This is a genomic window from Pseudomonas mendocina (genome assembly GCA_037482215.1).
Classification (GTDB): Bacteria; Pseudomonadota; Gammaproteobacteria; order Pseudomonadales; family Pseudomonadaceae; genus Aquipseudomonas; species Aquipseudomonas mendocina_E.
In genome coordinates this window covers 3,571,329-3,591,801 of sequence record CP148074.1, presented here as the reverse complement: position 1 = coordinate 3,591,801, position 20,473 = coordinate 3,571,329, and the positions used below count along the sequence as shown (strand labels likewise).

At 54.8% G+C, this 20,473-nt stretch carries 13 protein-coding genes and 1 pseudogene; 12 read left to right on the top strand and 2 right to left on the bottom strand.

The window, feature by feature from the left end:
* The first annotated feature begins 128 nt into the window (after positions 1-128).
* On the top strand, positions 129-2,831 hold the full coding sequence (locus WG219_16750) for a LuxR C-terminal-related transcriptional regulator (GenBank protein WXL24943.1): 2,703 nt from the start codon (positions 129-131) through the stop codon (positions 2,829-2,831).
* Here WG219_16750 and WG219_16745 read toward each other — a convergent pair.
* The gene (locus WG219_16745) at positions 2,820-3,149 is read right to left on the bottom strand and encodes a hypothetical protein (protein ID WXL24942.1); all 330 of its coding nucleotides are present in this window, start codon (positions 3,147-3,149) and stop codon (positions 2,820-2,822) included. The two genes, WG219_16750 and WG219_16745, sit on opposite strands and share 12 nt — an antisense overlap.
* A gap of 4 nt (positions 3,150-3,153) precedes the next feature.
* On the opposite strand from WG219_16745, the pseudogene WG219_16740 reads away from it, so the two are divergent.
* From WG219_16740 to WG219_16705, 8 genes and pseudogenes are all read left to right on the top strand, one after another.
* Positions 3,154-3,558: pseudogene (locus WG219_16740) on the top strand (alpha/beta hydrolase).
* A gap of 6 nt (positions 3,559-3,564) precedes the next feature.
* Entirely contained in the window at positions 3,565-3,900 is a 336-nt protein-coding gene (locus WG219_16735) for an AraC family transcriptional regulator (GenBank protein ID WXL24941.1), read from the top strand.
* A gap of 69 nt (positions 3,901-3,969) precedes the next feature.
* Positions 3,970-4,914, top strand: a complete 945-nt coding sequence (locus tag WG219_16730) for a LysR family transcriptional regulator (protein WXL24940.1) — start codon at positions 3,970-3,972, stop codon at positions 4,912-4,914.
* Positions 4,915-5,240: 326 nt separating this feature from the next.
* Entirely contained in the window at positions 5,241-7,898 is a 2,658-nt protein-coding gene (locus WG219_16725) for a LuxR C-terminal-related transcriptional regulator (GenBank protein ID WXL24939.1), read from the top strand.
* 101 nt (positions 7,899-7,999) lie between these two features.
* Positions 8,000-9,802 (top strand): acyl-CoA dehydrogenase, encoded by a 1,803-nt coding sequence (locus WG219_16720; protein ID WXL24938.1) that lies wholly within the window; start codon positions 8,000-8,002, stop codon positions 9,800-9,802.
* A gap of 41 nt (positions 9,803-9,843) precedes the next feature.
* Positions 9,844-11,949, top strand: coding sequence for a 3-hydroxyacyl-CoA dehydrogenase NAD-binding domain-containing protein (locus WG219_16715; GenBank protein WXL24937.1), 2,106 nt, complete (start codon positions 9,844-9,846; stop codon positions 11,947-11,949).
* A gap of 65 nt (positions 11,950-12,014) precedes the next feature.
* Positions 12,015-13,199: an acetyl-CoA C-acyltransferase gene (locus tag WG219_16710; GenBank protein WXL24936.1), complete on the top strand. Its 1,185-nt coding sequence runs from the start codon at positions 12,015-12,017 to the stop codon at positions 13,197-13,199.
* On the top strand, positions 13,199-13,975 hold the full coding sequence (locus WG219_16705) for an SDR family NAD(P)-dependent oxidoreductase (protein ID WXL24935.1): 777 nt from the start codon (positions 13,199-13,201) through the stop codon (positions 13,973-13,975). Before WG219_16710 ends, WG219_16705 begins: the two co-directional genes overlap by 1 nt.
* Positions 13,976-14,005: 30 nt before the next feature.
* Here the strand turns inward: WG219_16705 and WG219_16700 are convergent, their stop codons facing one another.
* Positions 14,006-15,082, bottom strand: a complete 1,077-nt coding sequence (locus WG219_16700; protein ID WXL24934.1) for a LuxR C-terminal-related transcriptional regulator — start codon at positions 15,080-15,082, stop codon at positions 14,006-14,008.
* A 358-nt stretch (positions 15,083-15,440) separates the two neighbouring features.
* On the opposite strand from WG219_16700, the gene WG219_16695 reads away from it, so the two are divergent.
* The 3 genes from WG219_16695 (at position 15,441) to WG219_16685 (ending at position 20,221) form a co-directional block, all read left to right on the top strand.
* On the top strand, positions 15,441-17,219 hold the full coding sequence (locus WG219_16695) for a DUF1302 domain-containing protein (GenBank protein WXL24933.1): 1,779 nt from the start codon (positions 15,441-15,443) through the stop codon (positions 17,217-17,219).
* 22 nt (positions 17,220-17,241) lie between these two features.
* Positions 17,242-18,609, top strand: a complete 1,368-nt coding sequence (locus WG219_16690; protein ID WXL24932.1) for a DUF1329 domain-containing protein — start codon at positions 17,242-17,244, stop codon at positions 18,607-18,609.
* Positions 18,610-18,763: 154 nt separating this feature from the next.
* The gene (locus WG219_16685) at positions 18,764-20,221 is read left to right on the top strand and encodes an NAD(P)/FAD-dependent oxidoreductase (GenBank protein WXL24931.1); all 1,458 of its coding nucleotides are present in this window, start codon (positions 18,764-18,766) and stop codon (positions 20,219-20,221) included.
* Positions 20,222-20,473 lie beyond the last annotated feature (252 nt).

The following is a 20,473-nucleotide window of genomic DNA, read 5'->3' as shown; positions in this document are numbered from 1 at the left end:
GATTTTTGGATCTAGGGTATTCAAATGACCAAGCCAAACCGATAGTCTGTGCTGATTCTGGATGTGTTTAGCACGATCGCCACAGGAAGAGGTTGATGCCAGATCTGTCACGAACTTCGGGAACAGCAATGTCAGGGACCAATTATTTGGGTAGTCCATACTATCGACCACCTTTGCCGGCCGGTTATGTGCCTCGCCCACGCTTGTGTGAGCATTTGCTGCAAGGCCTGAGCGGACGGTTGCTGCTGATTTGTGCCCCGGCGGGTTTTGGAAAAAGTTCACTGGCCATTGAGTTCTGTGAACATTTGCCTACGCAGTGGCAGACGCTGTGGCTGGGGCTAAGTGCACGCGATAGCGAGCCTGGCCGATTCCTTGACCGTCTGGTCGTTGGCTTGCAAGAGTTTTTCCCCGGCGTCGGGCACGATGCGTTATCCCTGCTGCGCTTGCGACAGCGACACCAGCCTTTTGCCTTCGAGCAGTGGATGGATGATCTGCTGGATGATCTGAGTACAAGGAACAATGCGGAGCAGCCGCTGCTGCTCGTGCTAGATGATTACCACTTGGCTCAGGGGCCGGTACTCGATCGCTGCTTGCAGTTTTTACTGAATCACCTGCCCGCCGGATTAGCCATACTGGTGACCAGCCGACAACGTCCCGATTGGCATTTCGCCCGCCTGCGCCTGACCCGGCAATTGCTGGAGTTGAACGAGCAGGACTTACGCCTGACCGATGACGAATGTACTCAACTGTTGGCGTTGCAGGGGCGGGATTTGCCCGCTGAAGATCGGGCCATTCTGCTGCAACGTAGTGAAGGTTGGGTTGCTGGGCTGCGTCTGTGGGCGTTGGCGGCTGGTGAGGCTTGTGACAAGGATAAGTTACCGGATCATATGCAGGCCGGGGATGGGCTGATTCATGATTATTTGCTGGAGGAGGTTATTGAGCGCCAGCCAGCAGAGGTACAGACTTTTCTATACCAGACGGCCAGCCAGGAGCGCTTTTGTGCAGAGCTGTGTGATGCATTGCGGGATGCTTCTGACAGTGCTGCGATCATTCGGCACTTGCAGGCGCATCAGGTCTTTTTGGTGCCTTTGGATGAGCAGGGTAAGTGGTTTCGCTACCACCATTTGTTCTCTGATTTGTTGCGCTGTCGCCTGCAGCCTACAGCTAGCTTGCATCTACGGGCCTGTCGCTGGTTCAGCAGCCAGGGATTGCTGGATGAGGCGATTGAGCAGGCATTAAGGGCAGGTCAACCAGATGTGGCGGCGAACCTAGTACAGAATCTATCCGAGGATCAGCTCCTTGGTGAGCAAAATGTGGCGACCCTGCTGCGTTGGAAGATGGACTTGCCCGACAGCCTGCTGATTAGCACTCCGCGTTTAATTTTGATGTACAGCTGGGCTTTGACCATGGCCTGCCAACTGGATGCTGCTGAGGATTTGCTGGCAAGGCTGGACCGCTTTTTACCTGGCCGTGATCGCTCCGAACACGAGAGTTTAAAGGCTCAGTGGCTGGCCCTCAGCGGTGTGATTGCCAGGGGCCGTGGCGATACAAATAAGGCGCGCAGTTATTGCACTGAAGCCCTTAGCTGCCTGCCGCCAGAGCGCTATGGCCAACGCCTGATGTGCCTCTCCACCTTGTCTAATCTGGCCGTTGTACAAGGTGATTTGTGGCGAGCCAGGGGGCTTAATCGCGATGCGCTGGAGCTGGCGCAGCGGGTGAGTAATCCGCTATTCGAAGGGTTGGCCCATTACGACCGGGCGCGCGTACTACAGGCTCGTGGAGAGGTGTTACGTGCGCTGCAGGAGGTGCAGGCCGGCCTGCAATGCTTGGCACGTTTATCCGCACATCGCCATTACGCCGTGCGGGCTCGGTTGACGATCTATGAAGGCTACTTACTGAGCCTGCGCCTGCAACCGCAGCAGGCACGGGAGCGCTTGCAGACAGGGATTGCTGAGGCTCGAGCCTGCCGCGACATCAGTGTGTTGCTGGGGTACTGCGTGCTGGCGCATCTGGAAGATCGCTGCGGCAATCTCAGCCATGCCTTTAACTACCTGGCTGAGGTTGAGCGCCTGATGCACATCTGGGACGTTCCGCCGGTTTATCACCTGGCCATGATTACCGTGGTCAAGTGTGAGTTGTGGTTACGCCAGGGGCAGGTTGAGCTGGCCGGGGCTTGGCTCAAGCGGATGCTATTGGCTTACTGTGGTCAGCAGGCTGCGGCAGCACCGGAGTTTCACCCGCAGATCACCCAGCACATTCAGATACTGTTAGCCGCCCATGAGTGCTTGTCGGGCGACTATGAGAAAGCTGAGCTGCGTCTGAAAGGGGTTATTCAGCAGGGGCAGAGTGATGGCGGCGGGTTGATTGCTGCAGCCGCACAGGCTCAACTGACCCGGTTGCTGTTGCACAGGGGGCGTGAAGAGGAGGCTTGCTACCAAGTGCGCAGTGCGATTCAAGCGGCAGGTGCTGGTGGCTTGCTGCCATTCGCTGAGTTGTTGAGGGAGCAACCACACTGGCTGCGCCACCAGTTGCAGCTGTTGGATGCGAGCCCACAGGTGAATGATCTGCTTGCGCTGCTGCCACAGGTTGAGACTCCTGCGTCGGTCACGCTCTGCCCAGCAGAATCAGATCTGATCGAAGCGTTGAGCAGCCGAGAGTTGTCGGTGTTGCAGTTGATTGCCGAGGGCTGTTCGAATCAGGAGATCAGCGACAAGCTGTTTATCTCCCTGCATACCGTTAAAACCCATGCCCGCCATATCAACAGCAAGCTGGGGGTGGAGCGCCGTACCCAGGCTGTGGCCAAAGCCAACGAGCTGGGACTACTGGGTTGATTGGGTCGGTAAGGAAAGATCCAGTGTTGTGCTCGGCCTGCTCTTGGAGGGCGACACTGTAGCCAGTTTGTTCTGCACGTCCTGCTCGATACTCAGCAGAACTGGCTCAAGGCTGCGCATGTTGTTCTGTACGGCGCTGTAGGGGGGGGGGCCGCCAGTTCGGCAATGCGCTGGAAGTAGGTTCTGGCGCACCTCCGAACTGAGGTGAATGAACAGCCCCGGCAATTGCTTGCTTAACTCGGCGCTGTACAGCTCCAGCTCCTTGCGCCCGAACTGTTTGGTCAGACCGAGGTAGTCCAGAGCGCTGGAGGTGAGCATGGCCGCCACCGTTGCCATGCCAGTGTGGATGCCCAAGGCCTTGATCGCTCAGGGTATTCGTGAGGTGTAGGGCGATGCTCGACGGATCAAACCGGGGGTGGTGGATCGTTATTACAACCTGAGCCGCAGGCCTGGAAACAGGCGGTCCATGATGGAGATCTTCCGGGTTCTGTTGAAGGCCAACCGCGAATTGCTCTCGCAGACACCGCAGCTGGTTGCCGGAATCAAGGCGCCAACGTTGCTGCTGTGGGGGAAGCTGGATCCCTGGATATCTCCCGAGCATGTAGCGCTGTGGCAGCGCGATCTACCGTGGCTACAGATGAAGATCTATGCCGATGTCAGGCATATCCCCATGGAGGAAATTCCAGAGCAAAGTGTCATTGATGTACTGAGTTTTTTACGGGGCTGAGCATGCATGACTGGGCTGGATGAACACTCGGCAGCAAACACCTGGGAGATACGGGTGCGCCGCTTGCTGCGTGAAAACCAAGGCCCCTGGCCGTCACTGGAACAAGTCGCAATGCGTTTATGCACCAGTGCCCGTAGCTTGCGCAGAAACTTGGCTCGCCAAGGGTGTAGTTATCAGCAACTGCTCAACCAAGAGCGTTATCAGCGGGCTATGGTGCTGTTATCTGAAACGACGCTTCCCATTTGCGAAATTGCCTTCCAACTGGTTTTTAGCGATCAGTCCAACTTTCGTCGCGCATTTCGGCAGTGGAGCGGCAAAATTCCTGGCTCTTTACGCGAATAAGCGAACATACATCACACTATTTGCATGCACATGAGTACATAGTGCTTTGGCATGTTTCAGAGTTTTCTGATGTATGACCTACTTGAGCTCTGTTTGCTCACTTTTGTGATGGATATGCTGACACTGAAACAACTCAGGCATCTACAAGCTGTGATTCGTCATGGCAGCATCCACAAAGCTGCTGACTCCCTGCATGTAACGCCTCCTGCATTGACTCGAAGCCTGGCTATTCTGGAAGAAGAGTTGGGAGTACAGCTGTTTGATCGTAGTAAGAGCGGCATGCAGCCGACCCCTTTCTGTGACCAAATTCAATATCGTTGCGCGCAGTTGCTCAACGATGTTGATGATTTAATGCGAGAGGCTTCGTTGTATCGCAAAGTCGATAGCGGTCGCCTTAATCTAGGGGTAGGTCGGGCCATTCGAGAGATCGCATTACGCCCCGTTTTACCCGAGTTTATTTCGCTCTACCCAAAGATACAGATCCATATCACTGAGGGTAACCCGGATGAATTGGTCTTCGGTTTGAGGAACCGTCAGTTCGATTTGGTCTTGGCGGGCTTTAGTGGTGTTCTTGATGTAGAAGGGCTCAGCTGTCAAGAAATGCACACGCTGCCATCGCCTATTTTTGTACGGCAGGGACATCCGCTTCAGGGACGCGAAGGCATCAGTTTACTCGAGCTCTATGAGTATCCGATGTTGTCGGCCAGTCAGCTTTCAGTTGGCCATCCGATTTCACAGTTCCTGGCTAAGCCAACTGGACAGCCACCGGAGGTTCATCTGCTAAGTAGTGACTACGAGTTGCTCAAACAGACGCTATTGCGTACCAACGCCTGGCTTCCTGCGCCTATAACGCAATTGGCTGAAGAGTTGGAGTCTGGGCGTCTAGTAACATTAGATGTGCCGAGCTGGAAATTTAATGCCCAAATCAGTGCCATTGAATTGAGCGGACGAACACGTTCACCAGCAGTGCAACACTTTATTGAGCTTTGTATGAAATGCTCTGAGCGCTGGTGAATCTCAGGATTTCATTCAGTTTAATCCGCAAGCCCTGACGCGACTATAAGACGTCGTGCTCGACTTATCCCAGCTGTGGATTGAAATGGCCCAAGTTATTAGTGTGAAAATATTTGAAGTCTGTTCTTGGTTCATCAAAAGTGCGTAGAAGTTAATGAAGGCATTTGAGGATATCCGCAAAGCGTCTGAGCCACTGTAGGTAGGGCTGATGATGAGCGACAAGTCCGGATTTTTATGCCTAGCCGAAAGGCAGGTTAATTTGAAATGACATTGTTGCGTTTCCTGGGACTACACCTTTGGCTAACTTTACTAGCCCCGGCATTTTTATGAATAAGCCGCCTGTGAAGTTCAATAAACTGCGCCCTCCGGTTGTTCCTACTGATGCCCTTTGTCGCCCAGAACTGCTTTGTAAGTTACAGGAGGCGACACTTAACGGCTTTCAGTTGAGTATGGTCTGTGCGCCATTTGGCTACGGCAAAAGTGTGCTAATAGCGCAATACGTCGCTGCTCTTAAATCCCCTTGGGCTTGGTTGCGCTGTGAGGTGGCCGATAATCAGCCACTTCATTTTTTATTGCATTTGCATAAGTCGCTTGGCTTGCTTGAGTTTTCTGATAGCGCAGTCCTCAATGCCGGGCAATTGTGGGCTGAAATTAGCAGTCATTTTGAGCAGCAGAGGTGTTTTACGCTGGTGCTGGATGATCTGCATTACCTGCGTTCTCCTGTCTGTTTGAGTTACATCAATGAACTGCTTAGGCATGTCCCCAGCGGCCTACATGTGGTGGTTGCGAGCCAAGGGCTCCCGGGGATTGCATTTAATCAGCTGCGCCGGGATGGGCGTTTGCAGGTCATTGATAGTCATCAACTTGAATTAGCCAGTGCTGAGATCGAAGCATTAGCCCAGCAACGAGGTATTTCAATTTCCAGCGCAGTTGCCTATCAGTTGCGAACAGCCAACGAGGGTTGGATCAGTGGTGTACTAATAGGGCTGGCAGCGTACTCAAGCAGTGCACATGTGTCTGAGTGTTTGGAGCCTGTGGTGGAGGCACAAGCACAGCGTTGGTTAGCTCAGCTATTTATGGATGAGGTGTTGTGTAAGCTGCCGCCTGGCGACTTATACACACTTGAGCGCTTGTCGGTGTTGAATGCTTGGGATCAGGAACTCGCCCAGTTGATCACGGGTAGTCGCGACAGCACTGCAATAATGGTGCGTCTCTTAGCTGTTGATCTGTTTATCAGCTATAGCCCTGACGAGCGTTTACCGTATCGTTTGCATCCACAGTTGCGTTTGACCCTATATCAACGCCTGTCAGGACGCTCACTAAAGCAGGTTCATGCCCTGCATCTGTTAGCGGCTGATTGGCTATTGCAGCAGCAATGCTACAGCGATGCGATGTTGCAGTTGGGGCGTGCGAGGGATTTCAAGAGGTTGCTGGCGACCTTGGAGTATCACAGTTTTGATCTACTGCGTGAGGGTAAGGTCAATGCTGTCATGGAGTTTATAGGGGCCTTGCCGGGATTCAGCACCGATGATCACCTCACCCTGGCTATAACCGAGGCCAGTGTAGTGGCTGTGGTGGGAGATGTGCAGCGTTGCGCAAGCTGCTTACGACGCTTGCGCCAACTGTTAAAGACTAAGGTCTTGTCAGAGCAGCGGCTGCAGCGATCCTGGCAAACACTTTCCTTTTTGCGCAGTCGTTTGGCTTATCTAGGGGGCAATTACAAGCACGGCATTGAAGTTGCGGCTCGTGCTCTGCTTGAGTATCCACAGAACAATGCTGCTACTGCTGTGTTGCAGTTCAACCGAGGTAGTAATTTGCTGGCGCTCGGGAAACTACGTCTGGCGCGGCAAGATACCGAGCAATCGCTGGTCCAGATTGAGTCGCTGAAATTTACTGGTTATGCCAATCAGCTTCATTGGCAACTTGGTTTAATTGAGCTGGCGCAAGGTCAATATTGTCATGCCAAAGCCCGTTTCGCACGGTTAGATAAAGTGCCACGGGGAAAGCCGGGCGATGGGTTTTATGATCTGTATCGTTTGTTAGGGCAGGCTGTATTGGCGTTGGAAGTTAATCAGCCTGCGCAGGCCGATGTGTTTCTGGCTCAGGCTGAAACACTGGCCATGGGGTTCGCTCAGGGAGGCGGTCTACCTTGTGTACTGTATTACCAAGGCTGTAGCCAGTTGGCTAGGAGTAAGCCTGCTTTGGCTCGTGCCCGTTGGGATGAGGCTCGTCGTCTAGCGTTCAGTAATAGCCTGTTCGGGGTGTATCGCCAGATCGGTGCGCAACGCGCTCGTCTTGCTGTGTTTGAACGCGATCAGGACTTCATCATGAGTTGGCTTAGCGAGTGGCATGGCTGTATCCACCGCAATGCTGAGGGTATATCCACTGGTGAATGGCTTGCTTATGCGTGGGTGCAGCGACACCTGGGGCAGCACCGTGTCGCGGGCAAAATCCTTGTGCAGTTGGCAGAGCAAGCTGAACTGGAGGGCGATCAGCAACTGTGTATTGAATTGCACATTCTGTCGGCTGCCCTGCATCTGGATCAGGGGCGTCGTGGCGCGGCGCTGCATCGATTGGATCAGGCCTTACAACAGGCTGCAGGTGAGGGCTGTGGCCGCCTGCTGCATCGGGAAGGGCGTGCGCTGGAGGCGTTGTGGCGGCAATTACTGACACCGGCTGCACGTCGCCAATATCAGTTGTCACAGCCCCTACCTGCTCCCGATCAATTGGCTGATCTGCTTTGTGAGTTAGGCGATCAGGCCAATCCCCACCAATTGCTGATTGAGCCCCTGACGAGGCGTGAACAAGATGTGCTTAGGCGCATTGGTTTGGGGCAACACAATCAGCAGATAGCCGATGCGATGTTTATCAGCCTGAGTACGGTTAAGACCCATATCAATAATCTGTTCCGCAAGCTGGACGTGCAGGATCGTGAAGGGGCCATACAGTCTGCCAGACGTTTAAACCTGTTCGTTGAACAGTGAATTCCACCCTCCTGATTTAAAAACTCCACCCTGGGTTGGACGCGGGCAGAAAATGGCTTTGGTACAACGGTCTCCTGCTATTTTTTGCTTGTGAGACCGCCATGACCGACCAGCTGCTCAACGACCGCGACGTACGTTTTCAACTCTACGAGATGCTCGACACTCAGTCGCTGTTGCAGCGGCCTCGCTATGCCGAGCATGACCTGGGCGTATTTGATGCCACCCTGGAAACGGCCCGAACGCTGGCGCAGCAGTACTACGCGCCGCATAACCAAAAGGGCGACGCCAACGAGCCGACCTTTGACGGGGCAAAGGTCCATCTCATCCCGGAAACCAAAGTGGCCTGGGATGCCTTTGCCGAAGCCGGCTTTCTGGCGGCCCATCACGATTATGATGATGGCGGCCTGCAACTGCCCGAAGTGGTACTGCGTGCCTGTATGGCCTATTTCAATGCGGCCAACATTGCCACGGTTGGTTATTCATTCCTCAGCATTGCCGCTGCCAACCTAATCAAGAGTTTTGCCAGCGCTGAGCTGCGCGAGCGCTTCCTGCCGCCGATGTTGGCGGGGCGTTTCAGTGGCACCATGGCCATGACTGAGCCGGGGCAGGGCTCCGCGCTGGGCGATCTGCGTACCAGCGCCAAACCCGCCGCGGACGGTACCTACCGCATCAGTGGCAGCAAGATGTTTATCTCCGGTGGCGATCACGAACTGACCGACAACATTGTGCACATGGTGTTGGCTCGTCTTGAGGGAGCTCCGGCCGGTGTGAAGGGAATTTCTCTGTTTCTGGTGCCCAAGTTTCTGGTCAATGCAGACGGCAGTCTGGGCGCCCGTAATGATGTCGCGCTAGCTGGGTTGCTGCATAAGATGGGGTACCGCAATACCACCTCCACTGTGCTCAGTTTTGGTGAAAAAGACGGTGCAGTTGGTTATCTGGTGGGGGAGGCCAACCACGGCTTGGCCTATATGTTCCAGATGATGAATGAGGCCCGCGTTGGGGTAGGTCTAGGCGCTGCCAGCTTGGGTTACCAGAGTTTTGTGCACGCCCTGGATTATGCACGTCAGCGTCCGCAGGGCCGTTTGCCGGGGAACAAGGACCCGCACAGCCCGCAGGTGCGCATTATTGAACACGCTGATGTGCGGCGCATGCTGTTGCAGCAGAAGGTCTATGCCGAGGGCAGTCTGTCGCTCTGTCTGTATGCCAGCAGTCTGGTGGAGGACAGCCACACCGCAGCGGATGCAATCCAGCGTCGCGAGGCTGCTGAGCTGCTCGATCTGCTTACCCCTGTGGTGAAAAGTTGGCCTTCACGTTATGGCCTGCTGGCTTCTGAGATTGGTGTGCAGGTGCTGGGTGGTTCCGGTTACACCCGTGAGTACATGCTGGAGCAGCTCTACCGCGATAACCGTCTCAACCCGATTCATGAAGGTACTGAAGGCATTCAGGCGATTGATCTGCTGGGGCGCAAGTTGGGCCCTCGCGGTGGGGATGGTTATGGGTTATTTCTGAGCAAGGTGCATAAAGCCGTGGCCGAAGCCACCCAAGACTGCAACTGCGTATTGCTTGCCACCGCTCTACGCTCGGCTTTGCGCATTGTTGAGCGACTGACCGCTGATATGCAGCAGCTCGTTGCCGCTAAGCCAGATATTGGGTTGAGCAATGCCACGGTGTTTCTTGATGTCTTCAGTAAGTTGGTGCTGGGTTGGAACTGGCTATGTCAGGCCCAGGTTGCCAGTCGTGCCTTGAGGGCTGGCGCTAGTGGCAGCGAAGCAGATTTCTATCGAGGCAAACTACAGGCTGCCCGCTACTTCATGGACTGGGAACTGGCCGGTCTGGAAGGCCAGGCACGTTTGCTCAGTACCACCAACCGTATCTGTTTCGACATGCGCGATAGCTGGTTCTGACAGCCGTCGCGAGCGTTTTTGGTACCTGACAAGGAATCATCATGAGCGAGTTTGTTCACTACCGCGTTGAAAACAATCTGGCCCTGATCGCCCTTAACCGCCCACCGGTTAATGCGCTCGGGCAGAGCTTGCGGGAGGCTTTGCTGGGCGCACTTCAGCGTGCCGCCGACGATACCAAGGTGGCGGCTATCGTGCTCTATGGCTCACCCTTCAGTGCCGGTGCCGACATCACCGAGTTCGGCACAGCTGCCAGCCATGCGCAGCCAGCGCTGCCCGATCTGCTGGTGTACCTGACTGAACTGAGCAAGCCGACCATTGCTGTGATTGATGGCTTGGCCCTAGGGGGGGGGCTGGAGCTGGCCCTGGCCTGTGGTTATCGCATCGCCGCGCCCGGCGCCCGTCTGGGCTTGCCGGAAATCCATCTGGGTCTGTTGCCGGGTGCCGGTGGTACGCAGCGTTTGCCGCGTCTGGTAGGGGCTGAGGCAGCGCTGGAATTTATCGTGCATGGCGTGCCGCTTAAGTCCGAGCGGGCCGTTAGTCTGGGCATTGTCGACCGGGTTTCGCTCAGTGTGGACAGCCTGTTGGAAGAGGCCTGTGTTTATGCTGAGGAGTTGATCCGTACGGCCGCACCTGCGCAGCCGCAGGCACCGTTCAAGGAGCCGGCTCAGGGCCTGAGTGGGACTTTCTTTGCAGACTATCTGCAACGCCATGCAGATCGCTGGAAGGGCCGCCAGGCGCCGCAGCGGGTTGTTGCAGCGGTACAGGCTGCCTGCGAGTTGTCGTTGGAGCAGGGCCTGCAACGGGAAGCCGAGCTGTTTGTTGAGGCCGAAAACTCGGCGGAGTCTGCTGCCCTGCGCCATGTGTTTTTCGCCGAGCGTGAAGCGGGTCGTGTGCCGGGTGTTAGCGCTGATACGCAGCTTCGGGCTGTAAACAAGGTTGCGGTGATCGGTGCCGGCACCATGGGCGGCGGTATTGCGATGAACTTCGCCAACGCCGGCATTGCCGTGACCCTGCTGGAGCTGAAAGGCGAGGCGCTCGATCGTGGCCTGACGCAGATCCGCAAGAACTATGAGATCAGCGTTCAGCGCGGCAAGCTCAGTGCGGATCAGCTTGAGCAGCGTATGGCGTTGTTGCGTGGCACCCTGGATTACGCTGATCTGGCGGATGCTGATTTGGTAATCGAGGCCGTATTCGAGAGCCTGGAGATAAAGCAGCAGGTGTTCCGCACGTTGGACAACGTGTGCAAACCCGGCGCGATTATGGCCAGCAATACTTCGACATTGGATGTGGATGCCATTGCAGCGGTCACCCGCCGTCCGCAGGATGTGATCGGCCTGCACTTTTTCAGCCCGGCTAACGTGATGCGCCTGCTGGAGGTGGTTCGTGCCCGTGAAACGTCCCCAGAAGTGCTGGCCACGACGCTTAAACTGGCCCGCAAGATCGGCAAGATTGCTGTGGTCTCCGGCGTCTGCTTCGGCTTTATCGGCAACCGCATGTTTGAGCCTTACTCCCGCGAAGCGCATCGCTTGCTGCTGGAAGGGGCCACACCTGCGCAGATCGACAATGCCTTGACCAACCATGGTCTGGCCATGGGCATGCTGGCGGTGCAGGACCTTGCCGGGATTGATGTGGGCTATCTGATCCGCCAATCACGGCGTGGCGTTATCGCCCATGATCCGAGCTATTGCCGTTTGGGTGACGCGTTGTACGCGCAAGGGCGTTTCGGTCAGAAAACCAAGGCAGGCTTCTATCGTTATGAAGGCCGCGAGCGCCTGGACGATCCCTATGTGGTTGAGCTGGCCCGGCAGTTGGCAAGCGAGCTAGGTATTGAGCGCCGCAAAATTTCGGATCAGGAAATCGTCGAGCGCTGCCTCTTCAGCCTCATCAATGAAGGTATTCAGCTCCTTGATGAAGGTATCGCTTTGCGCAGCAGTGATATAGATCTGGTGTTCCTCAACGGTTATGGCTTCCCGGCCTGGCGTGGTGGCCCGATGCATGAGGCCGAGCAGTTGGGACTGGATAACCTGTTGGCTGTTATCAACTACTACCGTCAGGCCTTGGGTGCCCACGGTGAAATGTGGTTCAAGCCCGCGCCGTTGCTGCAACGTTTGGTTGACGCAGGTAAGCAGCGTATCGAGAAAATCTGAAGGACGCACACCGGGCGGGAAGTCTCCGGCTCGGTGTATCCGGTACATAGAAAGGACGTATAAGAATGAAAGAAGCCGTTATTCTCTCCACCGCACGTACACCCATTGCCAAAGCATTTCGTGGCGCCTTCAATGACCTCAAATCGCCGACGATGGCCAGTTATGCCATCCGTGCCGCTGTGGCGCGGGCAGGGATCCAAGCGGCTGAAATCGAAGACCTGGTGATGGGCACAGGTCTGCCCGGCGGCACCGCCGGCTGGAACCTTGGGCGTATGGCCGCGCTGGCATCCGGCTTGCCGTTGACTGTCAGTGGGCAAACTTTGGATCGCCAATGTGCGTCGGGCCTGATGGCCATTGCTACTGCCGCCAAACAAATCATGGTGGACGGCATGCAGGTCACCATCGGCGCAGGGCAAGAACATATCAGTCTGGTGCAGAACCGCCATCTGGAATGGGCCATTGCCGAGCGTGACGAACAAGTTATGCGGATGGCCGAGCATGCCTATATGCCGATGCTGCAAACCGCAGAGATTGTCGCCAAACGCTACAACATCAGCCGTGATGCGCAGGACGAATACTCCCTACTATCCCAGCTGCGTACTGCATCAGCTCAGCAGGCCGGGTTGTTTGTCGATGAGATCGTGCCGGTCACTGCTCGCAAGAAAGTTCAGGATAAAGAAACCGGCGCGGTGAGTTATGAAGAAGTCACCCTGAGCCTGGATGAAGGTAACCGCCCGCAGACTGTTATGGGCGATCTGAGCAAGCTCAAACCTGTCATTGAAGGTGGCTGCATCACCGCCGGTAATGCCAGCCAGCTGTCCGATGGGGCCAGCGCCTGTGTGCTGATGGAGGCACGTCTGGCTGAGCAGCGTAACCTCAATCCGCTGGGTATCTATCGCGGTATTGCCGTGGCCGGTCTGGCGCCGGAAGAAATGGGCATCGGCCCGGTGTTGGCTGTGCCCAAACTGCTTAGGCAACATGGCCTGACGGTGGATGACATTGGCCTGTGGGAGCTTAACGAAGCTTTCGCCTGTCAGGTGCTTTACAGCGCGCAGACGTTGGGCATTGACCCGGCCAAATTGAACGTAAATGGCGGCGCTATTGCCATCGGACACCCCTACGGCATGAGCGGTTCGCGTATGGTTGGGCATGCCTTGCTGGAAGGTAGGCGTCGTGGCGTGAAGTACGTTGTGGTCACTATGTGTGTTGGTGGCGGCATGGGTGCTGCCGGTTTGTTTGAGGTGTGCTGATGGACATTTTGAAGAAGTTCGCCCTGACCGGGAAAACCATTTTGGTGACAGGGGCATCCAGTGGTATCGGGGCCCATTTGGCTCGCGTGGCAAGCCAGGCTGGGGCCAATGTGGTGTTGACTGCGCGTCGGGTTGATCGCCTTGAACAACTGGCCAGCGATATTCACTGGCTGGGTGGCCAGTCGCTGGTGGTACAGATGGACGTCACCAATCGAGACAGTGTTGAAGCTGCCTTCGACGCGGCAGAGGCCCATTTTGGTTATGTTGATGTTGTCCTCAACAATGCCGGTATTGGTAATGGCCAGCGCGCACTTGAACTCAGCGAAGAAGATTGGCGTTCGATGCTGGCGACCAATCTGGATGGTGTATGGCGGGTCGCGCAGTGTGCTGCTCAGCGCATGGTGAAAGCCGGACTGCCTGGCAGCATTATCAACACTGCTTCGATTCTTGGTCTGCGTCAAGGGACAGGCTATAGCCATTACTCGGCGGCCAAGGCGGGTGTGGTGCAGCTGAGCAAATCCCTTGCGCTGGAGCTGGCCCGTCATCGGATTCGGGTCAATGCGATCGCGCCGGGCTACTTCAAAACCGAAATAAATGATGCTTATTTCGAGACAGAAAAAGGCCAGAACTATGTAAAAAGAGCGGTGCCAATGGCGCGCCTAGGGCAGTTGCAGGAGCTGGAGGGTCCGTTCCTACTGCTGGCCAGTGAGGCCGGTTCGTTTATCACAGGTGAGGTGATCGCAGTGGATGGCGGGCACATGGTGAACTCCCTGTAAGCGTTTTTTGTTTGTGGCCTGTGCGAGTGCTTAGTTGAGCAGCCCTTGTAGTTGCGCCTGAGCCACAGCTTGAGTGCGGCGTTCAGTACCCAGCTTGCTGTTGATGTTCCAGGCGTGGGCTTTCACCGTGTTCACCGACAAACAAAGTTGGTTGGCGATCTCGCGATTAGAAAGACCAGAAGCGATCAATTGCAGGATGGTCCGTTCACGTTTGCTCAGGGTGCAAATGCCGTTCGCGGGCTGCTGTGCGCGGCCACTCACAGCATAAGTGATGGAGTTAGGGGCCAGCGCTGTGGTGTTGAACCATAACGGGTGACGACGGCGCAGGGCTGCGACTTCCGGCGAGGAGTTGTCGGCTGTGCCGGTGACCTCACGTTGCAAGTAGTTGAGCAGCAGTGGTGTCCCGTTACGCAGGTTTTGCAGCAGATTCCCTGAGTTACTTTCGTGCAGCATCAAGCAGATCAGGGCAGGCCATTGCTCGCACTCTTCCAATAGGCGTTTACGCAGTTCCTGACTGAAGACTTGCTGACGCTCGCGGATAAGCTCCTGCAAGACCAAGCTGTCGAATGCCAACTGGGGAGCTCGAACTTCTCTGACGGCACCTTGCAGTACCAGGCGCGGTAGGCTCCAGGATGGGCGACGGCGGCTGCTGACCCACCAGTGCAGGCTGTTAGGCGTGCGATCAATCAGATCTTCCATACAGGCATCCAGCTCCGGGCAGGCTTGGCGCGGGTAGTCATCCAGCATTAACCACAGAGGCTCTCGGATGCGGCCCAGTAGCCGGTGTAGAGACTCCAGTGGTTCGCCGTCTTCTACTTCTTCTCCAAGCTCGGCTGCAACGCGATTGAGCAGATCACGTGAGGACATCGAGTGGCCGAGCATTTCCAGCCAGATGATTCGGGTACCGGCCGGCGCTTGCCGTGCACACTCGATCATGAGTGCGCTTTTGCCAAAACCGGCAGGGGCGCACAGGAAAGTCAGGCGCTGGGTACCGGAGGCTAATGGTCGGCTAAGTGTTGGGCGGATGACATGACCATTGTTGGCTTGTGGAATCCGCTGAGGTTTTGGGTTGAAAGGATCTTTGGGAGTCTGGCTTTGAGTGTTCATAAAAGTAGACCTCGCGGCGGGACGTGGCGACGTCCGTGTAAAGTTTTATGTGTGCCAAATCGTCTTGGGCCTCAGGTGTATATGCTGCCTAAAACTAAGGCATGAGTTTGGATATTCCGTGCCGCCGATTTGACATTAGCCGCCAAGGAGGCTGCGGCTGGCTACCGTTTGTCTGGGGCTTGGGCGTAGCAAGTCATTAGCAGAAAAATCAGGAGGTTTTTGCAGCGGGGGGTGACTGTTCTGATGGCGGTCAGACTAGGTGTTAGGTGTGACTTTCAATCGGTACGTTAGTCTGTATGGGTCGCGCGTATGGCTGGTTATGTTGCAGGTGTTTCACCTCAACATAGTGGAGAGCCAAATGACAAAAATAATATGGCGCGATCGCTTTAAGCCTCGTGTACTTACCCTGGCCATTTCTGTGGCCTACATTGCCCCGGCCGTTGAAGCTGCCTCGTTTAATTTAGGACAGATCGAAGGCCAACTTGATTCTAGCCTTTCAATTGGTGCCAGCTGGGCCATGCGAAATGCAGATCCGGAGTTGATTGGGGCCGTCAATGGCGGAAAGACCGCTGCTTCAGCCAATGATGACGGACGTTTAAATTTCAAAAAGGGCGAGACCTTCTCAAAAATTTTCAAAGGCCTGCATGACCTTGAGTTGAAGTACGGCGATACAGGGTTATTTGTCCGCGGAAAATATTGGTACGACTTTGAGCTCAAGGATGAAACACGTCCATTCAAAAGCATTAGCGACAGCAATCGTAAACAGGGGGCACAGTCTTCTGGCGCAGAAATTCTGGATGCCTTCGTCTATCACAACTACACCATTGGCACGTTACCAGGCACCGTGCGCGCAGGACGCCAGGTGGTGAGCTGGGGTGAAAGCACCTTTATCGGTAACAGCATTAATGCAATCAACCCGATTGATGCCGCTGCGTTACGCCGTCCGGGGGCTGAACTCAAGGAAGGCCTGATACCCGTCAACATGCTGTTTGTCTCCCAAGGGATTACCGACCGGCTGTCTGCCGACCTGTTCTATCAACTGGAGTGGGATCAGACCGTTGCAGATAACTGCGGCACCTTCTTTGGCGGCGACGCTATTGCCGATGGCTGTGATGAGGGGCTTACCGTCGGACTGCCTGCTGCCGTCAACATGCTCGGCCCTTATGCCGATTTTATGGGTGTAAAGATGACGCGGGAGGGGCTGATTGTCCCTCGTGCAAGTGATCGCGACGCCCGTGATAGCGGGCAATGGGGCATCGCTCTGCGTTGGATGGGCGATGAGACTGAGTACGGCGCCTATGTCATGAACTATCACAGCCGCATGCCTTATCTGTCTATGACTACCCCAAATGCTGCGGACATTGGTCTGGCTCTGAGTATGCCCATGGGAGGGCTGGCAGGTCCGGTGGGTCAGACGTCAATGTTGGGTAACAGCAAATACTTCCTAGAGTATCCGGAAGACATCCGCCTGTACGGGGTGAGTTTCGCCACCACCCTGGAGAGCGGTACGGCGTGGTCCGGTGAAGTGAGTTACCGCCCCAACATGCCGCTGCAATTCAACCTGTTGGATGCGGTCAACTCGCCTGTTATGTATGTCGGTGCGGCAGGGCTTTCGGGTGGCCTTGCGGGGGCTTTGGCGGCGGCCGACACCGACATCAAGGGCTACAAGCGCAAGGAAGTGACCCAGCTACAAAGCACCCTCACGCACTTTTTTGATCGCGTGCTGGGAGCTGATCGCCTGACCTTGGTCGGCGAGTTGGGTATGACCCACGTGGGCGGCCTAGAGCAGCGCAGCGAACTGCGCTACGGCCGTATCAACGAAGTTGGCGCATACAGCCCGAGTCATGAGAATGGCTTTTACACAGCCAACTCATGGGGTTATCGGATGCGCGCTGTTCTCGATTACAGCGATGTGATAGCTGGGGTCAACCTCAAGCCCAATTTGGCCTGGGCCCATGATGTGGACGGTTATGGGCCTACCTTCAACGAGGGCGCCAAGGCCGTGAGCATCGGCCTGGATGCGGAATACCGCAGCACCTATACCGCCAGTTTGTCTTACACCGACTTCTTCGGTGGTGATTACAACAACCAGATCGATCGCGACTATCTGGCGTTGAGCCTTGGCGTGAACTTCTAATTCAGTTTTGAGAGCGTGTGCGATGAAAACGTCTACAAGTGTTCTTGCTTGCCTTGCCCTGTCCGTAATCACTAATAGCGTACTGGCCGCAGCATCACCTGATGAGGTCGCTAAACTGGCAAATGTTCTGACCCCAGTGGGTGCTGAACGTGCTGCCAATACGGATGGAACCATACCTGAGTGGAGAGGGGGCTTAGGTAAAGATGCCGGGAGCGTCGATCCCAATGGATTTCTGAGTAACCCCTTTTCAGATGAACAGCCACTGTTTGTAATCACTGCGCAGAATGTTGATCAGTATCGTGACAAGTTAAGTGATGGTCAGCTTGCGATGTTCAAGCGATATCCAGATTCCTTCAAAATGAAGGTATATCCAACTCACCGTACAGTATCCATGCCTCAGTCTATTTATGATGCGGCGCGGGTCAGTGCAGAGAGGGTTAGTTTGGTTGATGGCGGCAATGGACTGAAAGGCTTCTCAGACTCTCGTTTTTTTGCATTTCCGATTCCCAAATCAGGCGTAGAGGTTGTGTGGAATCATGTCACCCGTTACCGGGGCGGCAACGTACTACGTGAGTCAAGCAGCGGCTTCCCACAGCGCAATGGTGAGTACACCTTGGTGCGTATTACTGACCAAGTGTCGTTTCCATCTTGGCTGCCCGATATGGACAAGGCAAAAGCCGAAAATACCTTACTGGTATTCAAAGCGGTAACCAGCTCGCCGGCACGCTTAGCAGGCAACGTGCTATTGGTACACGACACGCTTGATCAGGTTAAAGAAGCGCGCATGGCGTGGCAGTACAACCCAGGACAACGTCGCGTACGCCGAGCGCCTCAAGTGGCTTATGACAGCCCTGGTAACAATGCAGATGGCACCCGAACTTCAGATGACTTCGATATGTATAACGGAGCGCCGGATCGCTATGACTGGAACCTGATCGGTAAGAAGGAGATGTACATCCCGTATAACAACTATGACCTTGCATCACCTAGTGTGAAGTATTCTGACATTCTTAAAGTTGGTCATACCAATCAAGATCTAGCGCGTTATGAACTACACCGTGTCTGGGTCGTAGAGGGCACGCTGAAAGAAGGAAAGCGTCATGTCTATGCCAAGCGTCGCTTTTATCTAGATGAGGACTCTTGGACCATTGCCGCGTCAGAGTTGTATGACGGACGCGGACAGCTGTGGAGAGTTGGTCAGGCCATGCTCATGCAAGAGTACAACGCGCAAACTTCTTGGTATGCCTTTGAGGCATTGTACGATCTCATTTCGGGTCGTTATGGCGTTTACGGCATGATCAACGAAGAAGCAAAATGGGTGCGTTTTGGTGTGAAAGCCTCAGCCAACGAATTCACGCCTGCTGCGTTGCGTACATCAGGAGTACGCTGATATTGCATTAGTAATGATGCGCCGCTGAACAGCACGTTTGGTGGCGCATTTTATTTGGCGCGATATATCAAATTATGGGCAATTAAGGTCAAGTAGGAGATTTCACACAGCTCAATACTTCATTTCTAACAATGACAAAGATGAGAGCGTGTTCATGCAGAATCACTACGATGTTTTGATTATCGGGGCCGGCCTTTCAGGCATCGGTATGGCTTGCCGCATGACAGAGGAAATGCCAGGCGCCAAGGTCGGCCTTATAGAGCGCAGAACTGCTATCGGCGGCACGTGGGATCTGTTCCGTTACCCAGGAATACGATCAGATTCAGACATGTTTAGCTTCAGCTACTCATTTCGCCCTTGGCGTGAATCCAAAGTTCTTGCTGATGGCCCTTCTATCCGTAACTACATCACTGAAACAGCCCGTGAATATGGGGTAGACCGAAAGATCCTTTTCGGCCTGAAAACTACCGAGGTTTCTTGGAGCAGTGAGGATCGTCTCTGGACTGTGAAATGTGTAAAAGAGGCGAGTGGTGAGACGCAGGAGTTCACCTGTAAATACATGGTTTCTTGTACTGGCTACTACAACTATGACGAGGGTTTCTTGCCTGAGTTTGTAGGTGCAGACCGCTTTCAAGGCATACAAGTACACCCTCAGCATTGGCCTGAAGAGCTCGATTACAGAGGCAAGCACGTTGTCGTTATCGGTAGTGGCGCAACGGCAGTAACTCTAGTGCCCACCATGGCCAAAGATGCCGCTCACGTAACCATGCTGCAGCGTTCACCAAGTTACATATTCAGTGTGCCCGGCCAGGACAAAATCTCTGAACTGCTTTGTCGTTTTTTGCCTGAGAAATTTGTTTATTCGATGGCCCGAAAACGCAATATCAAGATGCAACGCTTCTTCTATAAGGCATCGAAAGCCTTTCCTGGCGTGATGCGGTCTTACCTATTGCGTGGGGTGCGCAAGCACTTGGGCGATTTTGTCGATATGCGGCATTTCACCCCGAGATACATGCCTTGGGATGAGCGTGTGTGTGCTGTACCAGATGCGGACCTGTTCGAAGTGCTAAAGGAGGGCAAAGCCTCCGTTGTTACGGATCACATCGAGACATTTACTGAGAAGGGAATATTGCTGAAGTCTGGTGTACATCTACGAGCCGACATCATCATAACGGCTACAGGCCTCAAATTGCAGACCTGTGGGGGCATGGTATTAAAGGTCGATGGCGAGGAGAAACTCGTCAGTAACCTGATGACTTACAAAGGCTCGATGTTGCAGGACATCCCCAATATGGGTTTTGTTTTGGGTTACACCAATGCGCCATGGACGCTAAAGGCAGATCTTACTGCTCGCTATCTGTGCCGCTTGTTTAACTACATGAAGCAGAACAATTTAGAAGTGGTGGTTCCGAAGGCGCCACAAGGTCAAATGAAGGCCGATGAAACGATTCTTGGATCGCTTCAGTCTGGTTACATCCAGCGAGCCGCAGACCTATTACCTCGCCAGGGGCAAGGCCTACCGTGGCGCGTCTTGCACAGCTTCGAGAGCGATCAAAAAATGTTGTTAAGTGATGCTGTTGAAGATGCAGCACTGGAATTTCGAAGTGCCTGAGGTGGATAGGTCCATTTAGGGCTGTTCTAACGGACGGATTCAGGCACTACTTCGTTTGACTTACAGAGAAGAAGATCCCCCTGCCATGAAACCTGATCTTATATTTGTCCATGGCATGTGGTCTCGGCATACCGTTTGGGACCATTGGATCAGCTATTATCGGGAGGCAGGGTATAACTGTGTCAGCCCCGATCTGCCTGGTCACGGCGAGCAAGACTCAGACCGACTGCTGGCCGGTGCTAGTCTGCAGCA